Genomic DNA, 18,563 nt, shown 5'->3' with positions numbered 1-18,563 from the left:
TGCTGTCACCGAAGGTTCCGGCCTACGCCGGGGCCGTCTGGCCATTCGTGAGGGCCGTAAAAATAACCTGCAAAAAGATGAGCTGTCTTTCGATCTCGCGTGACAGACAGGGTAACTCCCCCTTTGCCGACATTCCGAAGGATTCCTGCATGTCTTCGCACCTCACGCCAATGGCCCGCACCTTGCGCCACCTGTTACTGGGCGCCAGCCTGACCCTGGGCACCCTGCCCGAGGTCATGGCCGCCGAGAGCGCGCGCACCTATCACATTGCGCCCGAGTCATTGGACACCGCACTGAACCAGTTTGGGCGCGAGGCCGGTATCCTCATTTCGTTTGGCTCTCAGGTCACCCAAGGTCTGAGCAGCCGTGGGCTGGAGGGCACTTACAGCGTGGAACAAGGCCTGGCCGCGTTGCTGGAAGGCACCGGCCTGAGCGCCCGCGCCGAGGGCGAAAACGCCTACACCCTGCAACAAGCAAGCGCCACAGGCACGGTGGAACTGGGCGCGTCAGCGGTCGTCGGTGACTGGCTGGGCAATGCCGATGCCACCAACGTCTTCGAGCACCCCGGTGCCCGTGACGTGATACGCCGCGATGAGTTCGAGCGCGTGGGCGCCACCAGTGCCCGCGAGGTGCTCAACCGTATCCCCGGCGTGAACGCGCCCGACAACAACGGCACGGGCAGCCACGACATGGCACTCAACTTCGGCATTCGCGGCCTGAACCCGCGGCTGGCCACGCGCTCCACGGTGTTGATGGACGGTATCCCCGTACCCTTCGCGCCTTACGGCCAGCCACAACTGTCCTTTGCCCCCATCAGCATGGGCAACATGGACGCGGTGGACGTGGTCCGCGGCGGCGGCGCGGTGCGTTACGGTCCGCAGAACGTCGGCGGCATCGTCAACTTCGTCACCCGCGCCATTCCCGAACAGGCCACGGTTAGGGGGGGCTTGCAGACCGAAACCAGCCCGCCCTCCAGCCACGATGGCTTCAAGACCAGCGCCAACCTGCTGGCCGGTGGCACCCACGACAACGGCCTGGGCGGCGCGTTGCTGTACTCCGGTACCCGCGGCGGGGACTGGCGCGAACACAGTGACACGCAGATCGACGACCTGATTCTGAAGGGCAAATACCAGATCGACGACGCCAACAGCCTGAATGCCGAGGCGCAATACTACGAAGGCGAAGCGGACATGCCCGGCGGCCTGAGCCGCGCCGCCTATGACGCCAACCCTTACCAGTCGACGCGGCCCAATGACAAATTCTGGGGCCGCCGCACCATGGTCAACCTGGGCTATCGCTACCAGCAGGACGCCCGCGAATTCACCGCCAATACGTTCTTCACCAAAACCCTGCGCAGCGGTTATCTGGATCAGGGCAGCTTCCTCTCGCTGTCGCCTCGCGAGTACTGGGTGCGTGGCCTGGAAACCCACTTCGCGCAAGGTTTTGCGTTAGGTGACACCCAGCACGAGGTGGGCCTGGGTTACCGCTACATCAACGAAGCCAGCCACGAATTGCGCTACCGCGAGCCGACCAGCGCCGATCGCCTGCCCACCACTGACAGCACGCTGGACCGCGACACCCGGGGCGGCACCGAGGCGCACGCCTTTTCGCTGGATGACCGCATCGACATCGGCAAGTGGACCTTCACCCCGGGTATCCGCTACGAAATGATCGATTCGCAGCAGAACAACAACCTCACCCACGTCAACTACAAGGGTGATTACAACACCGCGTTGCCGGCACTGAACGTGCTGTACCACGTCACGGAAAACTGGAACCTGTACGCCAACACCGAGGGCTCGTTCGGTGCCGTGCAGTACAGCCAGATGCCCAACCGCGTGGCGGGCGGCGAAGTGAAACCGGAAAAGGCCCGTACCTGGGAACTGGGCACCCGCTATGACAACGGCAACCTGCGCGCCGAGATCGGTGCGTTCCTGATCAACTTCAACAACCAGTACGACAGCAACCAAACCAACGACACCGTGATCGCCCGCGGCAAGACCCGCCACCAGGGCATCGAAACCAGCGTTCATTACGCCCTCGATGGCCTGGCCCCCGCCCTGGCCGGGTTCGACGTGTACGCCACGTATGCCTACGTGGACGCCACCATCCGCGAGGACGGTCCGAACCAGGGCAACCAGGTGCCCTTCTCGTCGAAACACAAGGGCACCCTGGGTGTGGGCTACACCGAAGGGCCATGGAAGCTGAACCTGGACAGCACCTACCAGAGCAGCCAGTTCGCCGACAACGAAAACACCCGCGCCGAAAGCGCCGACGGCAGCACCGGAAAGATCCCCGGCTACATGCTGTTCAGTTCCCGCGCGGCGTATGACTTCGGGCCACAGCTGTCGAACCTGAACGTGGCCGTAGGGGTGAAGAATATCTTCAACCACGAATACTTCACCCGTTCCTTTGATGACAACAACAAGGGCAAGTACGTGGGTGAGCCACGCACGGTGTACCTGCAGACCTCCATCGCATTCTGAGGAGTCAAACCCCGGAGCTGCCGCCAGGCTGCGAAAAGGTCCGCCGGACCTTCAGCGCTGTCATGTCGATCGCGGCAACGCGCCGCGCGCCTTCGCAGCCTGGCGGCAGCGCCTACGAATGGGGTCGGGGAAGTGATTGCAAAATATTTATCTTCGTTGGGGGGTTGAATTGTTTGCCCAAGTGCCCGACCTTGTAAAACAAGAGGCGCTGATTTCCACCCTCGGCGCATCTCTTGCGAGCTAGCTGAATAAGGGATGAACTATGCAAATCCAAGTCAATAGCGATAACCATATTCAAAGCAGCATCCGACTGGAGGAGTGGGTACGCAGTACCGTCGAAAGCACGCTCGACCGCTACGAAGAGGACCTCACCCGCATCGAGGTTCACCTGGCCGATGAGAACGGCGACAAGCCCGGCCTGCACGACAAGCGCTGCCAGATGGAAGCGCGGCCAAAAGGCCACCAACCGATTTCCGTGACCCACAAGGCCGCCACGCTGGAGCAGGCAGTGGATGGCGCCGCTACCAAGCTTCATCACGCTCTGGAACACCTGTTCGGCAAGCTGCGCAGCAAACGCGCGGTCAACAGCCAGAATGGTGCAGCGAGCGAAGCCGATGCCCTGTTACAGGAAGAATTCCTGGAAAACGAACAGGTCCTCAACAGCTGACATAATTGGCTGCACAATAAAGGCGAGCCCAATGGCTCGCCTTTTTTTATTGCCCGAATTCCGCTCGGCCCCGCAGCCGCTGCCGCCAGGCTGCGCTGGCCCTATGCCCGGCTGGAGATATTCAGTGCCCCGGGGGGCCAAGGCGGTGGCTACAGGGATCGGCTCAACGGCCCGGCATGGCCCTTGCTTTGGTTTCACTACCACGGCAGTGACGATGAACCGAAAGAAGACTTCGCCCAGTGGTCTGGGGTGTCGAACTAACGTGAAAACACCCAGTCAATTGATGCACGTCTTACATCTTCAGGTGACGCACCATGGATAACCCCTTTCAAGCGATCAGTGATGCATTCCAACCCGAATATCGGGTGAACCTCAGCATCGAACGTCTCGACGGCAGCATCATGCTGACCTTGTCCAATGAAACAGGGGTAGTGGCAAAACGCATGATCAGCGCAGCCCAGCGCAACGATCCACAGCGGGTGAAGCGCCTGATCGACAGCATCAAGTTTGGCATTGCCATTGAACAGGGCCACAGTGCCATGGAAATCCTGGCCGCCATGACCGATGGCGACGCGCTGAACCTGCCAACACCGCCCGCCAAGGGCTGGCTGCACAACCGCCCGGGCTTGCAACTGGGCATCTGAATCTTTCCCCACCCACCTGTCACCAAGCCCACATCCTTTTGCAGGGTGCGGGTTTGCTGCGTGCACGCCATTTGCCACGCTAGCTGAACCTGGCCTGTACCATCGTCCTGGCTTGGGTAAAGCCGCTGGGCGAGGTGAAAAGTGTCCTGTAGTTTTCTGATTGGTTACAGAATATTACAAGAGGCCTCGAATATGTTTTTACGCAGTATTGCCCTGCTTGCCGTGGTGGTCGCCACCGCCGGCTGCGTTGAAGAACGCGTAGTCCACGACCACCGCCCGGTGCAACGTGAGTACGTGGAAGTGGTGGCACCGCAGGCGCCGCCCGTGCAAGTCATCGAGGAAGAGCCCGGCCCCCGCCCTGGCTATGTATGGGCCCGCGGCTACTGGGCCTGGGAAGGCGGGCGCTATGTGCCGGTGCGCGGCCACTGGGAACCCCTGCGCCCCGGCTACCGCTATGTTCATCCCCACTGGGTGCAGACGCGTGACGGCTGGCATTGGCGCCAGGGTGGCTGGGTGAACTGATCCCGGTTTTTGCCGGCGGACGATTGCCCTCAGCCTGGACCGCTACCGCAAAACCCCCGGTTTCCAGGTATACACGTCGGTCCTCGTTCATCAAGGCTATCCTTGAAGGGCGTGAAACGGACAAGGCACGCTCGCACGACCTGACCTTGGCGCCATTGCCGCCAAGGCGTTCGAAGCCGACGACCCCGAACTGTCCGATGCGCTGATGGATGCATTTTTCATCGCAGATCAGATGGCCCGGGTTCTCAAGGTCCAGCGCCTTAAGTCTCACCCTTCTCTTCGGTCAACGCGCCCTTCACCGTGGCATCCGGGTCCAGCACCTTGGCCGAGGGGTACTGTGACGAGGCGTAGCGCACCACCAGGATGGCGAACGCCAGCAGCAGGATTGCGCCCGACAGGTACACCACGCCCAGGTCGGCCGGGCCATGGTGCGACACGTCGGAGATCAGCAGGCGGGTCAGCGCGGTAATGGCCACGTAGATCAGAAAACGCACCGGCATATGGTTGGTCTTGAAATAAATGCCCACCATGGCCCCCAGTTCCAGGTAGATGAACAGCAACAGAATGTCATCGACCAGGATGTTGCCCTTCTCCACCATGCCCAGGAACGCCACCACGGCGGCCCAGGCGGTGATTGCACCAATGGCGAACAGCGCCAGGTAGTGGAAGGTTTCGACCAGCAAGTTGCCCAATGACCCGGCCAGGTGGTGGACATTCTTGCGCATGGCATCAGCCCAATTGATTTTCACGGTACAGGTTCCTTGACTCGTGGGTATCGGATGCTTTCATTGTGCATCAGCAGCCTGACCTTGCGGTGACGGCAATTTGTCTCACCCTGCTACAACACCTGAGTAAATTGCCACTATCCAGCAGCAACAAAATCCCTTATGCTTTACTGTATAAACAACCAGTAGTCGAAATCGACAACTTTCGTAAAGGCATGTGAGGTGGTGAATGGCCGTCGAAGTGGTATACCGCAGCAGCCGAGATCTGGAGCGTCTGTTCATGGATAAAGCCGAAGCTGACCGTCATGACAAAATGCTCGAGCTCGCTGAACTGCTCGCAGAAGTCCTGAAAAAGGCCGTCCCGTCCCTGACCGAGCAACAGGTTGAAGACGCGGGCATCTACATGGCCAAGAACCGCGACGTGTTCGCCAAGGCGTTCAAGAGCCAGCCGGATGCGCTGAACGAGCTGATCACCGGCGAAGGCGCCGAGTAAACCAGCCCTTAGCTGCGCCTGTAACCGCTGCCGCGGTTACAGCGTTACAGCCCGATCAACCCTTCTCCAACGCCTCCACCAACGCCCGCATGAACCGCGCGGCCTCCCCTCCCGTCACCGCCCGGTGATCGAACGTCAGCGACAGCGGCAGTATCGGGTGCACCAGCACCTGCCCGTCCACCGCCACCGGCTCTTCGCGAATGCCCCCCGCACCAATGATCGCCACCTGTGGCGGTACTACCACCGGGCTCGCATAGCGGCCGAACAGCGTGCCGAAATTGGACAAGGTAATGGTGGCGCCCATCATCTCCCGTGGCGGGATGGAACGCGCCTTGACGTCCTCACGCAGGCGACTCATGCCGTCCTTGAGGTCTTCGGCGCTGCGGTTGCCTACATCGCGCAGCACCGGCACGAATAATCCATCAGGGGTGTCGACGGCAATGCCCAGGTCCAGATTATCGTGGGTGCGAATCGACAGGTTGCGGCCGTCAAACCAGCTGTTGAGTACAGGCTCCACCTTGCACGCCGCCGCCATGGCCTTGCCCAGGCGAATCAGCGGGTCGCGGGCCTGGCCCCAGCGGTGCAGGTCGGCGTCGCCGAAGATGGTCACCGGAACGACTTCGGCGTGGGACCGGGCCATGTTCAACGCCATGCTGCGGCGCACACCGCGCAGCTTCTCACCACCAAAGCGGTCCTGGGCGGTCTGGGCCGCTGCCTCTACATCGGCGCGGGTGATCAGGCCGTCGCTGCCCGACCCGCTCAATGCGCTGAGGTCCACGTTCATCTGCCGGGCCAATTGCCGAACCGCAGGCGTTGCCCGGGTAGCCAGGTGTTCACGGGTGGACGGCGCGGCGCCTACAAAGAAGCGATCTTCGCTGGCGTTGCCACCGCCCTCCAGCCGGCCCACCACAGTACCGGCGTCGGCTTCGCCTTCATAGCCCAGCAGCGGTTCGCCAACGTGAAGAATATCGCCCTCGCCACCGAACGTCTTGGCCACCACGCCGTCATAGGGCGCCGGGATATCCACCAGCGCCTTGGCGGTTTCCACCGACACCAGCAGTTGGTCAGCCTTGACCGTATCACCCGCTTTGACGTGCCACTGCACGATTTCAGCTTCTTGCAGGCCTTCGCCCAGGTCGGGCAGTTTGAAATATTTCATCGCAGCCTCCTCAGGCGAAATCGAGCACGGTGTCGCAGGCGTGGAGAATGTCCACCACGGCCGGAATATAAAGCTGCTCCAGCCGGTACAGCGGCGGTGGAATGTCAGGAGCGGTGACGCGCTGGATTGGCGCTTGCAGGTCCAGCAGCGCTCGTTCGTATAGGCTGGCAGCGATCTCTGCGCCCACCCCGCAGGAACGCGGCGCTTCATGAACAATCACGCAACGGCCGGTCTTGCGCACCGATGCTTCCAGGGTGTCCAGATCCAGTGGTTTGACACAGGCCACATCAATCACCTCCGCCGATACTCCGCGCTCGGCCAGAGCATCGGCAGCCTGCAGGGTTTCATGCACGCTGGCGCCCCAACTGATCAGCGTCAGGTCGCTGCCTTCACGCAAGGTGAAACAACTGTCCAGCGGCAGGCGCTTGCCGTCGTCGATCAATGGCTGCGGATTCATGCGGTACAGGCGCGTGGGTTCCAGGAACAGCACCGGGTCGGGGTCGTCGATGGCCGACAGCAACAGGCCATAGGCCCGCGCCGGCGACGAAGCAATTACCACCCGCAGCCCGGGTATATGAGCGAACAGCGCCTCGGTACTTTCACTGTGGTGCTCCGGGGCACGAATGCCGGCGCCCATGGGCGTGCGCAGCACCATGGGGCAACTCAGGCGCCCGCGGGTGCGGTTGCGCAGGCGGCTGGCGTGGGACACCAGGTGTTCCATAGTGGCGTAGATGAACCCCATGAACTGAATTTCGACAATGGGCTTGAGACCCTGGGCCGCCATGCCAATCACCAGGCCGCCGAGCATGGTCTCGGCCAGGGGCGAGTCGATCACGCGCTTGAACCCGAAACTGTCGCGCAGCCCTTGGGTGGCGCGAAACACTCCGCCGTTGACGCCCACGTCCTCGCCCAGTACCACCACGTTCTCGTCTTCGGACATGGCCCGGTGCATGGCCAGGTTCACCGCTTCCAGCAGGCTGACTTTTTCATTATTCATGAGCCTGCCCTCCCGCACGGCGCGCCACTCGCTCGAGGAAATCCTCACGCTGGTCGGCCAGCACCGCCGGCCACTTGGCGTAGACATGATCTATCACCGACTCCGGTGCCTGGGTGCCAGCGGCGTCGAAGTTATCCACCGACTGCTGCACCAAGGCCTGGCATTCGGCGACCAGGGCCTGCTCGCGGCCTTCATCCCACACGCCCTGCCCGGCCATGAACGACTGCAGGCGCTTGATGGGTTCTTCCTGCCAGGCCTGCTTGACTTCTTCGGCGCTGCGGTAGCGCGTGGCGTCGTCGGCCGTGGTGTGATCGCCCAAGCGATAGCTTAGGCATTCGAGCAATACCGGCCCCTTGCCCTGCCTGGCACGCTCAAGGGCCACCTGCATGCGGTCATACACGGCGAGGATGTCGTTGCCGTCCACCTGCTCGCCGTGGAACCCCGCGCCAATGGCTTTCTGCGCCAGCGTGGGCGCACCGCACTGGATACGCCGCGGCACCGAGATAGCCCACTGGTTATTATTGATCACGAACACCACAGGCAGCTGCCAGGCACCGGCCACGTTCAGCGCTTCGAGAAAATCGCCCTTGCTGGTGGCGCCGTCGCCGCAGGTGGTGACGGCCACCCGGTGCTCGCCACGAATCTTGAAAGCAGTGGCCACGCCACAGGCATGCAGCGCCTGAGTGGCGATGGGCACGCACAATGGAAAATCCTGGGCCACGGCCGGTTCGGCGTAGTCGCTGCCGCGTTCGTCGCCGCCCCAGTACAACAGGATCTCCTCCATGCGCACGCCGCGCATCAGTTGCACGGCAGTGTCGCGGTAATAGGGAATCAGCACGTCGTCAGGGTGCATGAGGCTGCCAATGGCAACGCCTATGGCTTCCTGACCGAGAGTAGGCGCGTAGGTGCCAATGCGTCCGGTGCGCTGCAAGGCCACGGCCTTCTGGTCGAACAGCCGGGTCAGCACCATGTGCCGGTACAGGCGGGTCAGCAGGTTGAAGTCATCGGCCCAGTCGGGCAAAGGGCCGATGAGGCTGCCGTCGGGGGATAAATAGCGGGTGTAGGCGAGCTCGATCTTGTTGGATGTCATTGCGCAACTCCTGACACACGCAGGTACGTGTGCTTGTCATGGCGTGCCGCTTGTGGCCGCAAGCCTTTCAGAGCTGACGCCGGTCGGGCGCCGGCTCATTTAATCAGGCGTAGATCAGTTTCTCCGCCAGGGCCTCGGCCACGCGCGCCGGTGAGCGCTTCTCGGCCTGGGCGTGGGCGAAGACTTCGGTGAGACGGGTACCGATACAGGCCAGGTGAGCGGTGATGGTGCCCACCTCCTCGCCCTGATGCTTGAGGGCAACGTAGATGAGCCCCCCGGAGTTGATTACATAATCGGGCGCATAAAGGATGCCGCGTTTTTCCAGTTGGTCGGCCACCGGCAGGCTGGTGAGCTGGTTGTTGGCCGAACCGGCTACCGCCGCGCAGCGCAGCTGTGACACGCTCTGGCCATTGAGGATGGAGCCCAGCCCGCACGGTGAAAAGATGTCGCACGGCGTGCTGGCCAGCGCCTCGGCTTGCACCGGGTGCGCGCCCAATTGCTCCATGGCCAGTTGCACCTTACCGGGGTCCAGGTCGCTGACCAACAGCTCGGCACCGGCGGCGTGCAGCTGTTCGGCCACGGCGTAGCCAACATTGCCCAGCCCCTGCACGGCAATGCGCAGGCCTTCCAGGTTATCAGTGCCCAGGCGGGCCATGGCGGTGGCGCGTATACCGGCGAACACGCCCATGGCGGCATGGGGCGCCGGGTCGCCAGAGGCGGTGGTGCTGGTGACGTGGCGGGTCTGCTGGGCCACGCAATCCATGTCGGCCGTGGACGTGCCGCTGTCCACGGCGGTAATGAAGCGGCCGTCCAGGCTCTCGACGAAACGCCCGAACGCTTCGAACAGCCCCGCGCGGTTTTCCACATGGGGGCTGCGGATGATCACGGCCTTGCCCCCGCCAAACGGCAGGCCGGCCAAGGCCGCTTTGAAGCTCATGCCTTGGGCCAGGCGGATAGCGTCGACCATGGCGCTTTCGTCATCGGGATAAGCCAGGTAACGGCAGCCGCCAATTGCCGGGCCGGCACGGCAGTCATGAATAGCCACCACGGCGCGCAGCCCCGTTGCCGGGTCAACGGCCAGGTGCAGTGCGTGGGTGCGAGTGCTTTGCATGAGAGCGAACATCGAACGGCTCCCTTCTTGTTGTATACCCAGTGTAGTCGATGGGTCCGCAGTGCTACCGATATCACACACTGGCCCGCGCAGCCTGGCAGCAGCGGCTAAAGACGTGTAACAGCAACCGTCTTTTCATGGGCTGATGCTGGAGCTGCCGCCTAAGGCTGCGGGCCCCCTCCCGCGCGCGCGGGGTGGACGAAACCGCGGTACGGGGCTACAAGAGAAGCTATGAAGCCTACCGTCAACACCCAACGCCAGGCCTGCCTGACGTGCCTTGAGCAAAGCCCGCCCGCGACGTTCGAAGCCGCGTTGTGGATCGCTGCCGAACATGAGCCTGGCTTGGTGCCAACCCAGTGCGATGAACAGCTGCGCGAGCTGCAGTTGCAGATCAGTATCGGCCTGCCGATGCTGCCGGTTTCCGAGCTGGCGCAACCGTTGCTCAGGCGGCTCAATGCGCTGGGGTTTGCCCTGGATGATTTTCACCCATTGCGCCCGCAGGCGGCGTTGCTGAACAAAGTGCTGGAACGCAAGCGCGGGCAACCGCTGGCGCTGGCCCTGCTGGCGCTGGAAATGGCCAAGCGCCTGGATATTCCTCTGATTGGGGTGAACTTCCCCGGCCATTTCCTGCTACGCGTGCCCGGGGCCGATCATCAATTGGACCCCTGCGGCGGCCGACGCCTGTACCCCGCCGATTGCCGCGAGTTGCTGGGCCGACAATTCGGCCCGCAGGTGCCGTTGCTGGCCGAGCACTTGGCACAGGCCAGCCCGCAACACATGTTGCAGCGACTGTCGCGCAACCTGCGCCAGCTGCACAGCAGTCACCAGGATGATGTGGCCGCGCTCAAGGACGCCGAGCGAGTACTGGTGCTGGGTCCGCCTGCCGCCGCCGACTACGTGGCCCGCGCCGGCATCTACCAGCGCCTGGAATGCCCCCGGGGCGAACGCTTTGACCTGGAACACGCGCTGTTGCTCAGTGACGACCCCATCCAGCGCCTGCGCCTGACCACCCGCTTGCAAGAGCTGCCCGCGCTGCCTTCATCCCTGCACTGACCTCAAGGCGTATCAGGCTGGGACGCCGGGTGCGCGTGAACAAATGCCGGATGCCCGGCCGCCAGCGCCGCCACCCGGGCAATGCGAGGCCAGGCATCAAGCGACACCTTGAAACGCTCGGCGGCGTAAACCTGCGGAATCAGGTACACATCCGCCAACCCCGGCTCAGGGCCTATGCAATAGCCGTGATCACCCAGCAAGATTTCCACCGCGCCCAGGCCCTGACTGATCCAGGCGCCGATCCAGTCTTGCACCTGCGCTTCATCCTGCCCCAGGGCCCGCAGGCGGTTGAGCACGCTGACGTTATGCAACGGATGAATGTCACTGCCGATCAAGGCCGCGATGCCTCGCGCCCGGGCACGCAGCAGCAGGTCGCTCGCCAGCAACGGCACCTGGGGATAACGCTCTTCCAGGTACTCCAGAATCGCGGCCGACTGAATCAGCACCTGCCCCGCCTCCACCGCCAGCGCCGGCACCCGACCTTGCGGGTCAACTGCCAGGTACGCGGGCTGGCGCTGTTCGCCGGCCAGCAGGTTGACCGGTAGCGACTCATACTCCAGGCCCTTCAAGGCCAAGGCAATGCGTACCCGGTAGGACGAAGTGGATCGATAGTAGGTGTACAGCTGCATGGTCACCCCCTTACAGCGCCGCGACCACCCGGCCGCGGCATTCACCAAAACCGATGGGCACCTGGCCCGGCGCCGCGCAACGCGCACGCAGAATGACCTCGTCGCCATCCTCCAGGAAACGCCGAACCTCGCCCGAGGCCAGGGTCAGCGGGTTTTTGCCACCTTCGGTCATCTCCAGCAGGCTGCCGAACTGGCCCGGCTGGGCGCCCGACAAGGTGCCGGAGCCGAACAGGTCACCCGGCTGCAACTGGCAGCCATTGACGCTGTGGTGGGCAACCAACTGCGCCACGGTCCAGTACATGCTGCGTGAATTGCTCAAGGTGACGCGCTGGGGCGCCAGTCCTAGCTCGCGCATGGACGCGGTCTGCAGCAATACCTCCAGCTCGATATCCAGCGCACCACCGGCCTGGTCGGGCCCATGCCACAGGTATGGCAGCGGCCGTGGGTCGCCCTCCGGGCGCGGCGCCTGGGCGCAGCGAAACGGCGCCAGGGCCTCGGCGGTGACGACCCAGGGCGACAGGCTAGTGATGAAACTCTTGGACAGAAACGGCCCCAGCGGCTGGTATTCCCAGGCCTGCACGTCGCGCGCCGACCAGTCATTGAGCAGGCAATAACCGGCCACGTGTTCGTCAGCCTGGTCGATGGGAATACCCTCGCCCATGGCGTTGCCGCGGCCGATCCAGATACCCAGCTCCAACTCGAAATCCAGCCGGGCGCAGGGGCCAAAGCTCGGTTCCTGCTGACCGGCCGGCAAGGTTTGCCCCTTGGGGCGCCGCACCTGGGTACCGGAGGGCCGCAACGTCGAGGCCCTGCCGTGATAACCGATGGGCACATATTTATAATTGGGCAGCAGCGGGTTGTCGGGCCGAAACAGCTTGCCCACATTTTTCGCATGCTCGATGCCCACGTAGAAGTCGGTGTAGTCACCCACCCGTGCCGGCAGTGCCATCTCACAGGCACTGGCCACATGCAGGCAACCCTGCACTACGGGGCGCGCCTCGCTGCCCTCGGCCAACAGCGCCGTCAGCCGTTCCCGCAAGGCGATGCGCGCCGGCCTGCCCAAGGCGAAAAAACCATTGAGGTGACCGCCCTCACACGCCTGGACGGCACTGGCGGCGTCGCCCTGCAACAGGCCGGTGGCCAGCAAAGCGTGCAGGTCGAGGATCGAATCGCCGATCGCGACGCCGGCACGCGCGCGGCCTGCCGACGGAATGAAAATGCCCAGGGGCAGGTTCTGCAAGGGAAAGTCGGGGTGGCCATTGGCGCTGGCAACCCAGCTGTGCTGCTGATTCATGCGTCTCTCCGGTTCGGGTCGAAGGTGCTGGGCAGCGAGGCCCAGCAGTCGTCATAGGCGGGTTGCAGTTGCGCACAGTCGAGCGCGTGACGGCTGGGCCGCAATACCTGGCTGGTCTCGAACATGAAGGCCATGGTGTGGTCGATGCGCGCGGGCACAAGCGAAGCAGCCACTGCCCGCGCGCAGGTCTCGGCGTCCGGGCCGTGGGCACTCATGCAACTGTGCAGCGACGCCCCGCCAGGCACAAAGCCTTGCGCCTTGGCGTCGTAGGCACCCTGGATCAGGCCCATGTATTCGTTCATCAGGTTGCGGTGGAACCAGGGGGGGCGGAACGTGTTTTCCGCCACCATCCAGCGTGGTGGGAAGATCACGAAATCCATGTTGGCCAGGCCCGGCATGCTGGTAGGCGAGGTCAGCACGGTGAAAATAGACGGGTCGGGGTGATCGAAACTGACCGTGCCCAACGTGTTGAACAGGCGCAGGTCGTACTTGTACGGCACGTTGTTGCCGTGCCACGCCACCACGTCCAGCGGTGAATGATCAAGTTCACAACCCCACAGCTGGCCATGGAATTTCTGCACCAGGGGCACGGCGCCCCTGGCATCGTGGTAGTGCGCCACTGGCGCCAGAAAGTCCCGCGGGTTGGCCAAACCATTGCTGCCGATCGGCCCCAGGTCGGGCAACCGCAACGCCGCGCCATGGTTTTCCGCCAGATAGCCACGGGCCTGGCCGTCAGGCAACTGCACACAGAACTTCATGCCCCGTGGAATCACGGCGATTTCCAACGGCCCGATCTCCAGCACGCCCAGTTCGGTCAGCAACCGCAACTGGCCCTGCTCGGGCACCAGCAGCAACTCGCCGTCGGCGTTGTAGAACACCCGCCGCATGTCCTGATTGGCCGCATAATGGTAAAGGCTGACACCACTGGGCGTGTGCGCTTCGCGGTTGGCCGCCATGGCCACCCAGCCGTCAATGAAGTCGGTGGGCGCCGCGGGAAACGGCAGCGGGTCCCAGCGCAGTCGGTTGGGCGTGGCCTCATGCAGCGGGCCGCCTGCCAACTGTCGCACCAGCGGTTCGAAACGCGGGTGCAGCGCCGATGGCCGGATACGGTACATCCAGGTACGCCGCGCCTCGCTGCGCGGCACGGTGAAGGCTGTGCCGGAAAACTGTTCGGCGTACAAACCATAGGGGGCTTTCTGTGGCGAGTTGCAGCCTGGGGGCAGGGCGCCAGGCAGGGCCTCGCTGCTGAATTCATTGCCGAAGCCGCTCTGGTAGCGCGGCGCAGCGGTGCCAGGGTCCAGGTCCATGAAACCTCCGGGTTGGGCAGCCGGGCGACAGCACGATCGGGGCTGCTATTATTTTTATCGTAATCCAATTACGGATAACGTAATTTGATCCGCCAGGGCCGTCAAGCTATAAAGACGCCCACTGACACCGGAGACCGCCCCCACATGCCCGCCCCCACCTTACCCGCCGACGGCAACAGCAAACAGAAAGTCCGCTCGGCCGAGGTGGGTACTGACATTCTCAAGGCGCTGGCCGAACTCACGCCGTCTACGTCGCTGTCCCGGCTGGCCGAGCATGTGCAGATGCCGGCGAGCAAGGTTCACCGCTACCTGCAGGCATTGATTGCCAGCGGCTTTGCCGAGCAGAACCCGGCCACCAACCACTACGGCCTGGGGCGTGAAGCGCTGCGGGTAGGCCTGGCGGCGCTGGGCAGCATGGACGTGTTGAAGCTGGCCGCCATGCCGTTGTCGGACCTGCGTGACGAGCTCAATGAGACCTGCTTCCTGGCCGTGTGGGGTAACCGTGGCGCCACCGTGGTGCAGGTGGAAGCCGCAGTGCGCGCGGTCACGGTAGTGACTCAGGTGGGCTCGGTACTGCCACTGCTCAGTTCATCCACCGGGCTGGTGTTCGGCGCCTATCTGCCCGCGCGTGAAACCGCCGACCTGATGGCCGATGAAATGCAGCCTGGAGCTGAAACAAAAACCCAGGCCACCTTCGCGACGATTCGCGAAAATGGCCTGCATCATGTTCATGGCTTACTGTTGCCGGGCGTCGACGCGCTGTCGGCTCCCGTGTTCGATGCCCTCGGGCGCATCGTGGCGGTGCTGACCGTGGTGGGCCCTACGTCCATGTTTCATGCCGACGAGCACGGCCCGGCTGCGCAGCGCTTGCTGGCCGCCAGCCGGGCTGTGAGTTGGCGCATGGGTTACGACGCCTGAATCCAGGCATGGCTGGGGGCATCATTTTTTTGCGCAATGGTCACTGATCGCAAATAGCCGTCCAGCTCATCAGCCAGGCGGTCGGAGAACTGAGTGATCATTTTCTCCGCCAGTTCCGGCGGTGGTCCTTTGAACAGTGTTTCAAGGAACTGCTGCTGCGGCTTGCCGGACACCCCCGCCAGAGAACCTACCCCCAGCGCCGCATCCAGCAGATGCCAGGCCGCCTGCGCCCTGTCGGCATAGCGGTAGGCTTCGGCCGCCCGATACAGATGAATCAGCACCTTGACCGTGCCCAACGCCATGCGCGCCGGAGGAAACGGCAGCGCCAGCACACCCAGCACCTGGAAGGTACGCTCCACCAACATCGCCGAAAATCGCTCGGCCTTGCTGACGGTGCTGGCATCCACATCGCGCAGGATGCCCAACACGATTGCATCGTGCTCGCCTCGGAAGCTGTCGACCAACTGGTGGGGCCCGACGCGCGATTGGGTGAAGTCGCCGCGATAGCCATTATCGCGCAGCTTGTCGAGAAACCGCTCAAACCGCGGCAAGTGTCTGTAGGGCAGTCGATCTCGCAAATACGGCCCCAGGCCGCCGTGTTCGATGGCGCTGCCGATCTCTTCGACGGGCCTGAACCAGACCCCATCCGGCGCGTGGGGCGTATACAGGACGTCGATATACGTGCGTTTCACTGCGTCACGGAACAGATAAACACCCTGGACCTTTTCGCCCTTGACCTGGAAATGGTAGATGCCGGACTGGGACGTTCCACTGGGCATTGCCCCGCCCCTCACTTGGCCGAGGTCGATGGGGACATCCATTTTCATGACCATCGATGCCGGATTGATGCCCTTGCATGCCTCGGGGTCCAGGCTCAACTGCAAGCGAGCCCGGTCCAACTCCCGTTGCAGGATGCGCAAGTGAAGCTGGGCGCGCGACGCTTTATGTTCGGCGGACGCGTCGAGGAACTTTTTGCTCAGCAACCGCGCGTAGTCTTCTGGCACGTCATGGGTATCGAGGAAGCGGGCCATCAGATCCGCGACGATTCCGCGATCCCACTGCGTGGTGTCGATGCTCGCCCCCACGCTGAGGCCACCGACGTCAGTGCCCCGCTCCACGCCGTTCATGGCCACCCAGACCAGGTTGCGCCATTGCCCGTTTACCTGCATTTCGAATTGGTCGACATCCCAGCGTCGGGGGTTATGCTTGCGCTTGGGGTCGCGGTCGAAACCTCGCTGGAGGGTTTCGCGCGCATAGTCGACAAAGCTCGGGACCTGGGTCACCTGGTTGTAGGCATAGGTGAGGGCGGCGATCTCATTGTCCAACCGCGCCAGTTGCTGGCGTGACGCCCCGCTGGCGCCCAGATACCACTCAGGCGAAAGCGCATGGGACTCGTCAATAATCCGTACGGTTTGCCGGAAAGCCATTAACAACGCCAGATCCTGCCACGTATTCATCACCAGCCGGTTGAGTTGGACGGCCTTGAGCAAATCGGCGGCGGATGGCGTGCTTGCAGTGCGCTCAAGGAACGCCAACAACGATGCGCGGGTAGTGTACGGTGCCTGACCCAGCAGGTAGGCCCTGCCCTGCTGCTTGCCCGACCAACTGGCGACGGTTTCAATCACCTGGATTTCGCTGTGGCATTTGATCCAGTCCTGCCCCTGCGGAGCGTTGGGTGCATACAGCAGGAACGTATCGCGGCCCTCTTTCCTGTAGCTCAGTACCAGCAGGTCTGCGAGCCTGTAGCGATCACCGTCCAGGTTGACGAAGTAGGCGCCAATCGAGTGTTGTTGCGGGCTGGCATCGGGCTGGCGTACTTCATCAAGCAGGTTGAACAGGGACGAGTCGATCACTCCCTGCATTTTCGCCGCCAGCAGGCTATTGGCAAGTCGCGCAACCTGCAAACTCGCCAAGGCATCGATCACCTCGTCGTCGCCATAGCGCTCCTTCAACAACTGGGGGTAGCTCACCCGCAGGTCCTTGTCCCGGACCATCCCGAGCACAATATCCGCCGTTAGCCCAGCGGCCTGATTGGCCTCGCCCACCATGATTTTCATGTCGCTATCGTGCTGCCCCCCACTGTCGTTGAGTGCCAACTGCGCCAATGTCAGTTGCCGAGGGTGTTCCACGACCCGTCCCTCCACCGCAACACTGTGCAGCACGGTCACGATCACGCTGGCCGGGTCGAGGTCAATTCCGTGCCGGGCAAGGTGCTTGCGCACATGGGCGAACGCGAATGCCTCATGGTTGCGCAAAGAGCCCACAAGCTCGTCAACTGTTCGCAGGCAGGCCTGGTGCAGTTCGCCCCGAATCGCCAACTGGGCGCGGTCTTGCTCGTCGCCGAACTTCAGCCAGTCGGGGGTGCGTTGGCGGCGAATGTCATGGAGCAACTGTTCCATTTTTCGCGCCTGTGCTGCGGGGAAACCACGCAAGTCACGGATGCGCTCAACGAAGGGTTGCAAGCTGTCACCCTGCTGGACAAGCGTATCCTGCAGGCCGTGGAAACTGTTTTTTTGCTCGACCAGCAAGTCATCAACCAGCTTGTCAACCAGGTTGCCCTGGCACGGCGTGAGGGAAAACAGGAGGCTTTCACCCCGTTGAATGGACTCATTCACCCGTGCTTGATCAGCCTGGGACATCATTGCCAACAGCGCCTCGCGCTTTTCGGCGTCATGGAAGCGTCTGGAGATATGCTGCAACAACGCAGGCTCACTGCTGAACGCCTGGATAACGCCGTCGCGCGGTATCAACCACACCGCATGTGCTGGGCTACCCGCCGCCTCCATGGGACTTTGCAGCACGTGGAGTGGCAGACGAACAACTTCGTTCGCGATCACCGTTGTTACGCCAGATAAACGACCCTGCGCGGCATCAAGAAACATGCCTTGCAGACTGCCAGCCTGCTCCCAAGTCACTTTTCGCGCTTGCATCATCCAGCCAACTTCAGCCAGCGCGCTATTTCGCAACAGCTGAATCAAGACCTCGCGAGCACTGCCGCTACAGTCGGATCCTATATAAGGGCAGTCAGCGCGCCAGAAGTCATTCAATACATCACGGTACGCAAGTACCGAGTCCTGGCGTAGGGCCGGGACCTCGGGAATGCTCATCAACAGCGCATGTATCGATGCAAAGTTCTGGATCACATCCAGGCCCGAATCGCTGGACAATGTTGATATATCCTTCATCCTGTTTCTCCTTGCTGCACAAAAACAGGTGTTTTTCGACGCGTCGAAAAACACCATCCATTGCGCTATAAAACAAGTTAAAACAGGCGAGACCGCGATAATTAAATACTTTCCCCACTAAAAATGAAAACGCCTACAACCACTTCGTCATTGCGCAGTGGAAGCGGTTCATTGGGCAGAGCAACTACCCCTTTTTTATGCTTCTTAACGGAGTTACGGGAATACCCTGCGATTTTCCGTTGCTGTTGCGTTTAGCGTGTGACGCGGATTTTGATCTTGCTTT

General features: G+C 62.6%; 16 protein-coding genes and 1 pseudogene. 8 read left to right on the top strand and 9 right to left on the bottom strand.

Going from position 1 to position 18,563, the window contains the following annotated elements; translation table 11 throughout:
- The first annotated feature begins 149 nt into the window (after positions 1 to 149).
- From fecA to PMM47T1_RS30925, 5 genes and pseudogenes are all read left to right on the top strand, one after another.
- Positions 150 to 2,486: a TonB-dependent Fe(3+) dicitrate receptor FecA gene (gene fecA / locus PMM47T1_RS17275; protein WP_008371232.1), complete on the top strand. Its 2,337-nt coding sequence runs from the start codon at positions 150 to 152 to the stop codon at positions 2,484 to 2,486.
- 262 nt (positions 2,487 to 2,748) lie between these two features.
- Complete coding sequence (locus PMM47T1_RS17270; RefSeq protein ID WP_008371230.1) at positions 2,749 to 3,153, top strand: HPF/RaiA family ribosome-associated protein; 405 nt, start codon at positions 2,749 to 2,751, stop codon at positions 3,151 to 3,153.
- Positions 3,154 to 3,467: 314 nt separating this feature from the next.
- The gene (locus tag PMM47T1_RS17265; protein ID WP_008371228.1) at positions 3,468 to 3,797 is read left to right on the top strand and encodes a DUF3509 domain-containing protein; all 330 of its coding nucleotides are present in this window, start codon (positions 3,468 to 3,470) and stop codon (positions 3,795 to 3,797) included.
- A gap of 192 nt (positions 3,798 to 3,989) precedes the next feature.
- Positions 3,990 to 4,319: a YXWGXW repeat-containing protein gene (locus PMM47T1_RS17260; RefSeq protein ID WP_008371225.1), complete on the top strand. Its 330-nt coding sequence runs from the start codon at positions 3,990 to 3,992 to the stop codon at positions 4,317 to 4,319.
- A gap of 145 nt (positions 4,320 to 4,464) precedes the next feature.
- Positions 4,465 to 4,539 (top strand): annotated as a pseudogene (locus PMM47T1_RS30925) (immunity protein Tsi6 family protein); the annotation flags it as partial.
- 40 nt (positions 4,540 to 4,579) lie between these two features.
- Here PMM47T1_RS30925 and PMM47T1_RS17255 read toward each other — a convergent pair.
- Positions 4,580 to 5,068: a phosphate-starvation-inducible protein PsiE gene (locus PMM47T1_RS17255; RefSeq protein WP_008371223.1), complete on the bottom strand. Its 489-nt coding sequence runs from the start codon at positions 5,066 to 5,068 to the stop codon at positions 4,580 to 4,582.
- 205 nt (positions 5,069 to 5,273) lie between these two features.
- On the opposite strand from PMM47T1_RS17255, the gene PMM47T1_RS17250 reads away from it, so the two are divergent.
- Positions 5,274 to 5,537 carry a YebG family protein gene (locus PMM47T1_RS17250; protein ID WP_008371220.1) on the top strand — a complete coding sequence of 88 codons (264 nt, stop codon included), beginning with the start codon at positions 5,274 to 5,276 and terminating at the stop codon, positions 5,535 to 5,537.
- A 55-nt stretch (positions 5,538 to 5,592) separates the two neighbouring features.
- Here the strand turns inward: PMM47T1_RS17250 and PMM47T1_RS17245 are convergent, their stop codons facing one another.
- The 4 genes from PMM47T1_RS17245 to PMM47T1_RS17230 all read right to left on the bottom strand — a co-directional run bounded on the left by PMM47T1_RS17245 (position 5,593) and on the right by PMM47T1_RS17230 (position 9,906).
- Positions 5,593 to 6,696, bottom strand: a complete 1,104-nt coding sequence (locus tag PMM47T1_RS17245; RefSeq protein ID WP_008371217.1) for a dihydrolipoamide acetyltransferase family protein — start codon at positions 6,694 to 6,696, stop codon at positions 5,593 to 5,595.
- Between the two features lie 10 nt (positions 6,697 to 6,706).
- Positions 6,707 to 7,693, bottom strand: coding sequence for an alpha-ketoacid dehydrogenase subunit beta (locus PMM47T1_RS17240; RefSeq protein WP_008371215.1), 987 nt, complete (start codon positions 7,691 to 7,693; stop codon positions 6,707 to 6,709).
- Positions 7,686 to 8,783 carry a pyruvate dehydrogenase (acetyl-transferring) E1 component subunit alpha gene (pdhA, locus tag PMM47T1_RS17235; RefSeq protein WP_008371213.1) on the bottom strand — a complete coding sequence of 366 codons (1,098 nt, stop codon included), beginning with the start codon at positions 8,781 to 8,783 and terminating at the stop codon, positions 7,686 to 7,688. Before pdhA ends, PMM47T1_RS17240 begins: the two co-directional genes overlap by 8 nt.
- A 103-nt stretch (positions 8,784 to 8,886) precedes the next feature.
- On the bottom strand, positions 8,887 to 9,906 hold the full coding sequence (locus tag PMM47T1_RS17230; protein ID WP_008371211.1) for a Leu/Phe/Val dehydrogenase: 1,020 nt from the start codon (positions 9,904 to 9,906) through the stop codon (positions 8,887 to 8,889).
- 219 nt (positions 9,907 to 10,125) lie between these two features.
- On the opposite strand from PMM47T1_RS17230, the gene PMM47T1_RS17225 reads away from it, so the two are divergent.
- Positions 10,126 to 10,947 (top strand): SirB1 family protein, encoded by an 822-nt coding sequence (locus tag PMM47T1_RS17225; protein WP_008371209.1) that lies wholly within the window; start codon positions 10,126 to 10,128, stop codon positions 10,945 to 10,947.
- A gap of 2 nt (positions 10,948 to 10,949) precedes the next feature.
- Here PMM47T1_RS17225 and maiA read toward each other — a convergent pair whose 3' ends face one another.
- From maiA to hmgA, 3 genes are read right to left on the bottom strand one after another with little or no spacing between them, the layout of a single operon-like run.
- Positions 10,950 to 11,576: a maleylacetoacetate isomerase gene (gene maiA / locus PMM47T1_RS17220; protein ID WP_008371207.1), complete on the bottom strand. Its 627-nt coding sequence runs from the start codon at positions 11,574 to 11,576 to the stop codon at positions 10,950 to 10,952.
- A gap of 10 nt (positions 11,577 to 11,586) precedes the next feature.
- Positions 11,587 to 12,870: a fumarylacetoacetase gene (gene fahA, locus PMM47T1_RS17215; protein WP_008371205.1), complete on the bottom strand. Its 1,284-nt coding sequence runs from the start codon at positions 12,868 to 12,870 to the stop codon at positions 11,587 to 11,589.
- Positions 12,867 to 14,177, bottom strand: a complete 1,311-nt coding sequence (hmgA, locus tag PMM47T1_RS17210) for a homogentisate 1,2-dioxygenase (RefSeq protein ID WP_008371202.1) — start codon at positions 14,175 to 14,177, stop codon at positions 12,867 to 12,869. The genes fahA and hmgA overlap by 4 nt, the downstream gene beginning before the upstream one ends.
- Before the next feature lie 144 nt (positions 14,178 to 14,321).
- Between hmgA and PMM47T1_RS17205 the strand changes: the two genes are divergently transcribed.
- Positions 14,322 to 15,095 carry an IclR family transcriptional regulator gene (locus tag PMM47T1_RS17205; protein ID WP_008371200.1) on the top strand — a complete coding sequence of 258 codons (774 nt, stop codon included), beginning with the start codon at positions 14,322 to 14,324 and terminating at the stop codon, positions 15,093 to 15,095.
- Here the strand turns inward: PMM47T1_RS17205 and PMM47T1_RS17200 are convergent.
- Positions 15,083 to 18,280 carry a dermonecrotic toxin domain-containing protein gene (locus tag PMM47T1_RS17200; RefSeq protein ID WP_157213042.1) on the bottom strand — a complete coding sequence of 1,066 codons (3,198 nt, stop codon included), beginning with the start codon at positions 18,278 to 18,280 and terminating at the stop codon, positions 15,083 to 15,085. The genes PMM47T1_RS17205 and PMM47T1_RS17200 overlap by 13 nt on opposite strands.
- Positions 18,281 to 18,563 lie beyond the last annotated feature (283 nt).

The sequence above is a fragment of the Pseudomonas sp. M47T1 genome (assembly GCF_000263855.1).
Lineage (GTDB): Bacteria > Pseudomonadota > Gammaproteobacteria > Pseudomonadales > Pseudomonadaceae > Aquipseudomonas.
Note: the sequence above shows the minus strand (reverse complement) of the source record. Positions and strands in the feature narration are given on the sequence as shown.